Genomic DNA, 6,752 nt, shown 5'->3' with positions numbered 1-6,752 from the left:
CCGGCCTCGCGCCGGGCATCTTCGTTTCTGGGGACTGGCTTTTCAGGTCACCGAGACGACTGAGCGCTACGTAGCTCGGTCATCCCGGGGCGCGGACCGTCAGGTCCGCGAACCCGGGATCCATACGCCCGGTGTCGGTGGCTCACGAGAGACAGGGCGTATGGGTCCCGGGCTCAGCGCTGACGCGCCGCCCCGGGACGACGGGCGATTTTGCAACGCCAGCGCCCGCGCCGATCCGCGCCGGCGCCGAACAGGAACCGACATTTAATAAATAACGGACACAATTGTCTTCGATGGAGCGGACGACCGCGCGAGCAGGACGCGAGACCGGACGCCGCGACCGGCAACGATTCACCCGGAATCGGGGATCCCTGGAGGCCAGGCTTTTCGGCCCTGTCGGCCGCGGAGCGCGTGAACGTCGATCGTGTTGTTGTTGTTGCGTTGCGTCGGAGCTCTTATCGATGTCCGCGAAGCAGGACCTCCTTGGCCTCGTTCACACGGGCCGCGAGGTACGTCGACCCCCCCTGGTCGGGATGCAGTTTCTTCATGAGCAGGCGATGCGCCCGGCCGATGTCGTCGGCGGTCGCCCCCGGCTCAAGGCCAAGGATCTGATAGGCCTCCTGTTCCGTCATTTTGCCGGAACCCGGCGCTCCGCCCTGCCCCGCGCCCGAACCACCCTGCGCGTGTTCACGCCAGCCGGGACTCCGGCGGTCCAGATACGCGGCCAGTAGGGTCCGGCTCTCGTCGTCCATGTCGGCCGACAGGCCGGCCAGCGTGGCGACGTCGAGACCGTCGAGCGGCGCGCCGGCGAAGCGGCCGGCGACGATGCGGCCCCGCATCGTGCCGCTGTCGTGATCGAGCTCCATCTCCAGGAAGGCCGAGCGCACCCGAGACACCTGCCCCGGGCTCTTCTGCGTGCGCTGCCCGAAGGTGGCGCCGCCGAACGGCAGCCAGCCGAGCAGGCCGAGGCCGGTGAGCCCGAGCGGCACGCCGAGCCCGATCTGGCCGCGCGCCACCAGGAAGGCACCGCCGCCGAGCGCCGCGACGCCGCCGGCGATGCGGGCGCCCTTGGCGAAGCCGCGCGGATCGACCCGAGAGAAGCCCTTGAGGGCGGCGATCAGAATCACCAGGACGGCGATGCCGAGCAGAAGCGTCATCGAAGCTGCTCCAAGAGGCGCACCGCGGCGGTGTTCCGGCCGGCCAGGCGATGCAGCGCGTCGCGGCCACCGCTCGCATAGGCGGCGACCGCCCGCAACAGCGCGCCGAGCTCGTGCGCCGATCCGGAGCTGAACCGGCACCAGGCACCGCCCGACAGGCGGGCGATCTCGCGGAACGCCTGCTCGGCGACCGGATCGTGCCCCTCCTGGAAGACGAAGCACGGCACCGCGGCGAGCCCAAGCTCGCCGGCGCGGGCGCAGAGATCGTCGACCGGCTCCTCCATGGCGTCGCCGACATAGACCAGCGCCGCTACCTTGGTGGCCTCGTTCTCCCGGCGGACATGCGAGAGGACCTTGCCGATCTGGGTGTGGCCGCCGCGGCAGTCGATCCGCTCCATCAGCGAGGCCAAGGCCTTCGGGTCGGAGACGAACTTCGACGCCCGGCACTCGGAGAGGCCGCGGAAATAGACGAGCTGCACGTCGAGCCCGCCGACCGCGCCGGCCTCGGCGAACATATCGGCCTGCAACCGGCAGGCCGTGTCCCAGGTCGGCTGGCGGCTCATCGTGGCGTCGAGGGCGAAGACGAGGCGGCCGCGCCCGCCCGCGACCGTGCCGGGCGCGCGGGCGGCGCCGAGCGCCTTCACCTGCGCCACGAAGGCGTCGATCTCGGCGCGCGACGAGGTTTTGGCGGGCGTCGTGTCGCGGCGAGTCGGGTCGCCGCCGGCGTCGCCGGCCGGACGGTCGGGCGACATACGGTCAGGCGTGGGTCGATCAGGTGGGTTGGACATCGGAGCACCCGAGAAGGCGGCGGCGCGGACGGGGCCGATGGCGGAGCGAAACGGAACTCCCGTGCGGAATCATGCCCTAGAAGTGGCCGCGAACGCCCGCCGGCGCAATGGCACCCGTCAAACCGCCGGGGCGACACGCCGCCGCGTCGGCGGCACGCGGCTGCGCCGAAGGCACACCGCCGCGTCGGCGGCACACTGGGGCGTCGGAGGCACGCCGCGGCGTCCGTGTCCCGGGCGCGGCGCGCAGCGCCGTGACCCGGGACCCAGGGGCGATCGCGCGAGGCAGTGCCGCAGCGCCCGTCATGCGGCCCCTGGGTCCCGGCTCTGCGGCGCCCCGGGCCTGCGGCCCGAGCCGCCTTGTCCGGGACACGCCCACCACATTGTCACTCGGCCCCCCATATACCGGAGGCTGGTGAGGGTAATAGTGAGGGTAATGCCAGCCGCCCCGACGCCCGACCCGTCATCCTGAGGTGCCCGGCGAAGCCGGGCCTCGAAGGATGCGGCCCGGGCCGTCGCCCATGCCGATCGGGCTTGCCCGAGATCGGCATGTAAGGTCGGCAAGTCGGCGAGCCGACTTGCCATGGCTCGGGCTTCGCCCGAGCACCTCAGGGTGACGTGAGAGTCAGTGTCGGCCCATGGTATTAATGGTCCCAATTCGACGCTTGGTCCCCGTGCGCCCGTCCTCCGCGCCACGCGGGCGGGCCGGAATTGACCCGGAGCGGACCGACTCTTTTGTTGGACGTAGCAACGCTCCTTGAACGCACATGAACTTGTTAAAGTGACTCTCAATTCCTAAATTACAAATCCTGCATTAAAGGTGGCGAAGATGAATGCAGCGCTCGTGGCAGCTTGCGGCTTGGTCTTGTCGACATCGAGCGCGTCTGCGGCAGATTGTGAACTTTACGTGCAAGATGGCTTGGTCTGCGCATCGACGTTGAGCCGAACACATTGCGCACATTTCACCCCAAACGGTGATTACCGTGACACGCCCCCTTATCGTTGCCTGCTCCCTGCTTTGCCGCCATCGACAGGGTGCGACAACCTGAGCATTGCCCCCAATCTTTGGCTATCGCTAAAAGCTTTTCGCGAGGGTAAGACGTTCGATATTCACCGTACGGCGGCCGCCTATATCGGGCTGGCGCGGCCCTATGATTTCTATGATGCCGCGAAGATCATTTCTTCCTGTCGTCCCACTTGTTATCCGGCTTCCGCATGCAACAATGACAAACGCCCTTGAATGACCGTTTATGCCACGCAACAGCCCTCGGCCCCTTACCGTGGTGCGAACGGCCTGCGAAAGCACGGGCGAAGGATTTGGACGGAACGCTATCCCCTCACCCCGGCGTCGGCGTCGGCATCCGCGGCAAAGTCAGCGGCCCCTCCTCGGGCGGCGCGTCGTCAAGGATCTCGTCGGTGTCGAGCGGGCGGTAGGCGCTCATGAACCACTCGGCGCGGGCCTCGGCGCGCTTCTTGCCGCGGTCGTCGAGCGGCAGGCGCAGATGCGAGAGAAGCCCCTGCACCTCGAGCCGGGCCGTGACGTGCGACAGGCTCGGGCGGGTGCCGAGCGTCTCCTCGCCGATCTCGTCCACGGCCGTGAGGCCGCGCGGAAAGAACTCGCGATAGATCACCCGCTCGGCAAACCCCTCGACGAAGCGGAAGCCGAGCCGGCCGGCGAGCCGGCCGAGCCCCTCGCCGACCAGACGGCGGTTGCGCGAGCCGAGCGTCGAGAGGCGATTGCGCACCACCACCCAGTCGGTGGTCTTGCCGTCGACGATGCGGCGCTGGCGGCGCGCCTCGCGCACCAGCTCCGCGTAATGGCTGGTGGCGGTGATCTCGAAGGTGTGCGGATCGACGGCCGCCAGCACGTCGAAGTCGAGGAACGAATCGTTGAGCGGCGTCACCAGCGTGTCGGCCATCGAATGGGCGAGCCGCGACAGATAGGTGTCGGCGCCGGGCGTGTCGACGACCAGGAAGTCGTGCCGGTGCTCGATCTCGGTGACGGCCTCGGCGAAGCGGCCGAACTCGGCCGTCTCGTTCTCGTCGACGCGGGCGCCCTCGCTGCGGGCGATGCAGAAGTGCAGCGGGATCTCGAGCGGCTGGCCGATCCGGTGGCCCCACAGGCGGCGACGCTCGATGTAGTGGGTGAGTGTCGACTGGCGCGAGTCGAGGTCGATGGTGGCGACCCGCTGGCCGGCCTTCATCAGCGCGACGGCGAGATGCATGGCCGTGGTCGACTTGCCGGAGCCGCCCTTCTCGTTGCCGACGACGATCACATGGGCCGAGATCGGGCTCCGCCGACGCAACTCACGATGATCCGGATCCGACCACATAAACGCCTCCGTGCCGGGCGATTTTTGTTTTGATCGGACCCGGGGGTCAAGTTATCTCTCCGCCGCGCGGCGAGTCGTGAACAGATCACGGTTATCGGCGCCACGATCGCGCCGTCGACCCGGCGCGGATCGGCTGGCGTCTCCAGGCCTCCGCCGCCCGCCGGAACCGATCAGATGCCGACCCGTCCTCCCGTCGCCCGCACGCCTGTCGCCCGCACCCCTGTCGCCCGCACGTTGAAAGTCCTGGATCGCGCCCTCGCGCGCTTCCGGGCGGCGGGCGAGACCGTCGCGCTCGTGCCCACCATGGGGGCGCTGCACGACGGCCATCTGACGCTGGTGCGCCAGGCCCGGCGCAAGGCCGACCGGGTCGTCGTCTCGATCTACGTCAACCCGGCCCAGTTCGCCCCGACCGAGGATTTTTCCAGCTATCCGCGCCGGCTCGCCGCCGACGTCGCGGCGCTGGCCGAAGCCGGCGTCGACCTCGTCTGGGCGCCCGACACGGCGGTGATGTATCCGGACGGCTTCGCGACCCGCATCGCGCCGGAAGGCCCGGCGCTGGCCGGCCTGGAGGACGCCTTCCGGCCGCACTTCTTCGGCGGTGTCGCCACCGTGGTGGCGAAGCTGTTCGGCCAGGTGCGGCCCGACATCGCCGTGTTCGGGCAGAAGGACTATCAGCAGCTCAAGGTGGTCACGCGGCTGTCCGCCGACCTCGATCTGCGGGTGAAGATCATCGGCGTGCCGACGGTGCGCGAGAGCGACGGCCTCGCCCGCTCGTCGCGCAACGCCTACCTGTCGGTCGAGGAGCGGCAGCGCGCTCCGGCGCTGCATCGCGTGCTCGCCGACTGCGCGACGAAGATAAATGCGGGACGGCCGATCCGCGCCGTGCTGGAGAGCGGGCGCAAAGCGTTGGCGCGCGAGGGGTTCGCGGTCGATTATCTGGAGGCGCGCCACGCCGAGACGCTGGCGCCGGTGCGCTCCCTCAAGGACGGCCCGATCCGCCTGCTCGTCGCGGCCAAGCTCGGCACCACGCGGCTGATCGACAATCTCGCGGTGTGACCATTTCGGGTCGATCCGGTCTCCGTCATTCCGGGGCGCAGCGAAGCTGCGAACCCGGAATCCAGCGGCGACCTCGGAAACCTCGGCTGGATTCCGGGTTCGGCGCTGCGCGCCGCCCCGGAATGACCACCGAATGCCAGACCCGCGTCCCGCCGTCTCAGAGCGGCAACGGCTCGTCGTCGATCATGACGATCTCGCGATAGGCGAGGTCGGCGGCCGGGGCGCGCGGCCGCGACGGTGGCTTGATCAGCAGCTGCTCGAGGTGGTGCGGCGCCTGCTCGTGGGTGAAATGCACGGCGAAGCCCGAGCCGAAGCGGCGCACCACCCGGCCGACCACGGTGCCGACCGCGAGCGGCATGCCGATCGGCGGCCGGAGATCCGCCGACACGGCGACGCCCGAGGCGGACATGTCGATGACGAAGCACGGCATCACCGTGCCGTCGGCGAGGATCAGGGTCGAGTGCGGGTTCACCGGCACGATGCGCTTGTGCTGGCGGGTGTTGGGGGCGACGTCGCGCTGGTGCTTGTCGAGCCAGTCGAGCTTCGCCTCGAGCCGGTCTAGCGTCTCGTTGTCGGCCACGATGCTCATCGCGAAGCCGCCGTAGAGCCGGCGCAGCACCTTGCCCTCGAGCTTGCCGAAATCGTCGAAATACGTCGTCACCGGCTCCTCGACATTGCCGATGACGGGGCCGGCCAGCATCATGCCGTGGCGCGAGATGTTGACCAGCCGGCAGGCGAATTCGGGCTTGGTCCCGTCGACGGTGCGACGGCGCGGCAGCACGTAACGACCCGGCAGGCTGACGACGACGCGGATGTCCTGCCGGCGCTCGGCCGTCGTCTGGGTGTGCGGCGGGTCGTTCCGTTGCAGCATGCGGGTGCCCGAGCGTCGGAGGCTAAAGGCTTCTACGTAGCCATCATAACCCGCGCTAATCAAAAGTTCCAGCAGATGACTGGACGAGGGAAAGACTTAGATTGTGCTTCAGGTTAATTTCGGCGAGCATTTGCGCCGAATTTTAAGAAGAATGGCAGATCTCGTTGGCATAGACGTAGGTGTCGACAGTCGAACGGTAACTTGAAACCGGATTAGCCCAACTCCGGCCGATCACAGGAGCCCGAGCGTCCGCAGCTCGCGGCACGCCAGCCCTGGAACGCCCGGTACGGACGCGGCACCACCGGCACCACCTCGGGCGCCAGCACCAGCCGGCAGCGGCCGACGCCCTCGCCGTCGACGAAGGGCTCGACCCGCAGCAGCGTCTGGCGGCACGCCATCTCGCCCCGGATCACCCAATACAGCGAGCCGCCGGCGAGAAGCTCGTCGGCGCGCTTCGGCACCATGCGGGTGACATGGGCGTGCTCGCGCGCGCTCCCCTTCGGCCGCTTCGCGAGCCGCTCGCGGATCCAGTCCTCGAGGTCGGCGATGC

Annotated in this window: 7 protein-coding genes; 2 read left to right on the top strand and 5 right to left on the bottom strand. The window is 68.9% G+C overall.

Annotation, left to right across the window (positions count from 1 at the left end):
• Positions 1–455 precede the first annotated feature (455 nt).
• Together ABTU92_RS27295 and ABTU92_RS27290 are read right to left on the bottom strand one after the other, a co-directional pair.
• On the bottom strand, positions 456–1,157 hold the full coding sequence (locus tag ABTU92_RS27295) for a DnaJ domain-containing protein (RefSeq protein WP_408094736.1): 702 nt from the start codon (positions 1,155–1,157) through the stop codon (positions 456–458).
• Positions 1,154–1,909, bottom strand: coding sequence for a VWA domain-containing protein (locus tag ABTU92_RS27290; RefSeq protein WP_408094735.1), 756 nt, complete (start codon positions 1,907–1,909; stop codon positions 1,154–1,156). Before ABTU92_RS27290 ends, ABTU92_RS27295 begins: the two co-directional genes overlap by 4 nt.
• An 862-nt stretch (positions 1,910–2,771) precedes the next feature.
• Here ABTU92_RS27290 and ABTU92_RS27285 point away from each other — a divergent pair.
• Positions 2,772–3,182, top strand: coding sequence for a hypothetical protein (locus ABTU92_RS27285; protein ID WP_408094734.1), 411 nt, complete (start codon positions 2,772–2,774; stop codon positions 3,180–3,182).
• Between the two features lie 97 nt (positions 3,183–3,279).
• Here the strand turns inward: ABTU92_RS27285 and ABTU92_RS27280 are convergent, their stop codons facing one another.
• Positions 3,280–4,275: a division plane positioning ATPase MipZ gene (locus tag ABTU92_RS27280; protein ID WP_408094733.1), complete on the bottom strand. Its 996-nt coding sequence runs from the start codon at positions 4,273–4,275 to the stop codon at positions 3,280–3,282.
• Between the two features lie 174 nt (positions 4,276–4,449).
• On the opposite strand from ABTU92_RS27280, the gene panC reads away from it, so the two are divergent.
• Complete coding sequence (panC, locus tag ABTU92_RS27275; protein WP_408094732.1) at positions 4,450–5,331, top strand: pantoate--beta-alanine ligase; 882 nt, start codon at positions 4,450–4,452, stop codon at positions 5,329–5,331.
• A 157-nt stretch (positions 5,332–5,488) separates the two neighbouring features.
• Here the strand turns inward: panC and ABTU92_RS27270 are convergent, their stop codons facing one another.
• Both ABTU92_RS27270 and ABTU92_RS27265 read right to left on the bottom strand, forming a co-directional pair.
• Positions 5,489–6,202 carry a PilZ domain-containing protein gene (locus ABTU92_RS27270; protein WP_408094731.1) on the bottom strand — a complete coding sequence of 238 codons (714 nt, stop codon included), beginning with the start codon at positions 6,200–6,202 and terminating at the stop codon, positions 5,489–5,491.
• Positions 6,203–6,414: 212 nt separating this feature from the next.
• Positions 6,415–6,750: a DUF1489 family protein gene (locus tag ABTU92_RS27265; protein ID WP_408094730.1), complete on the bottom strand. Its 336-nt coding sequence runs from the start codon at positions 6,748–6,750 to the stop codon at positions 6,415–6,417.
• Between the last annotated feature and the right edge of the window lie 2 nt (positions 6,751–6,752).

It is taken from the genome of Rhodoplanes sp. SY1 (genome assembly GCF_046000175.1).
In the GTDB taxonomy this organism is placed as follows: domain Bacteria; phylum Pseudomonadota; class Alphaproteobacteria; order Rhizobiales; family Xanthobacteraceae; genus Rhodoplanes.
This window is presented reverse-complemented; position numbering and strand designations above follow the sequence as displayed.